Annotated in this window: 2 protein-coding genes and 1 pseudogene; 2 read left to right on the top strand and 1 reads right to left on the bottom strand. The window is 42.2% G+C overall.

Annotated features, from left to right (window positions below; translation table 11 throughout):
- Both A3735_RS31270 and A3735_RS22535 read left to right on the top strand, forming a co-directional pair.
- Positions 1–194: pseudogene (locus A3735_RS31270) on the top strand (cryptochrome/photolyase family protein); the annotation flags it as partial.
- Positions 195–293: 99 nt separating this feature from the next.
- Positions 294–728: a DUF3429 domain-containing protein gene (locus tag A3735_RS22535; protein ID WP_068508353.1), complete on the top strand. Its 435-nt coding sequence runs from the start codon at positions 294–296 to the stop codon at positions 726–728.
- Between the two features lie 35 nt (positions 729–763).
- Here the strand turns inward: A3735_RS22535 and A3735_RS22530 are convergent.
- On the bottom strand, positions 764–882 hold a 119-nt coding region (locus tag A3735_RS22530), incomplete at its 5' end, for an IS3 family transposase (protein ID WP_156499836.1).

Genomic DNA, 882 nt, shown 5'->3' with positions numbered 1-882 from the left:
AAGAGAAGGTAACGCCCGACGCCTGTCCATTCAATGCTCTTTACTGGGATTTTTTTGGAAGGCATGAAGAACGCTTGGCCGACAATCAAAGGTTATCTTTTATCGCCAAGCAGTGGGCTAAAAAATCTGATCAAGAAAAGCAGCTCATTCACGAGAGAGCGCTGACATTGCTAGACAATATTGAAACGATCTAAATAGAGCTAGATCTATAAACTGGTATCAACAATAAAACAGTTCGAACGCTGCCAGTGCCTAATGAACGGTTTTACTCAGACTTGGAGTTAATCTGCCACATGAACAAAAATAAGCGTTGTATCGCAATATCCTTGACCTTTGCCGGAGCACTCCCTTTTTACTTGATCCCAAGTATGTATCTGTTCCTTTCTGATATGCACGAGACTAATTTGAACTTGGCTTTGCGTATATATGCCGCTGTGATCATCTCTTTCCTGGCGGGCATTCATTGGGGATTGTTTCTGCTTCGTGATGCATCCATCAATCTCTTCTTGCACAGTAATTTTGTCACTCTTCTAGCTTGGTTAGCAGCGTCTTGTGAGTCGATTTATAGTTCGCTCGTGTTCGCCTTCTGTTTTATCTATTTGCTGGTGATTGATCGAAAGCTATTTGAGGAAGAGGTGTTGGAGTCTTGGTTCATGAGGTTGAGATTGGTGATAACGCTTGTCGTTCTCGTTTCCTTGGTTTTTTCTGCAATGGTGTTTGACTGGTGAAACGAGTCAAGCAGAATGTGTTCTGCGCAACTAAATCAGGACACTTTTCTTAAAGAGTTTTCGTACTCGATTGGCGACATATCTTCGTTAGAAGTATGGAGCCGCTCTAAGTTGTAATAACGCATGTAGTCAGCCACATCATTTCTCATATGCT

It is taken from the genome of Oleiphilus sp. HI0061, assembly GCF_001635675.1.
This window is presented reverse-complemented; position numbering and strand designations above follow the sequence as displayed.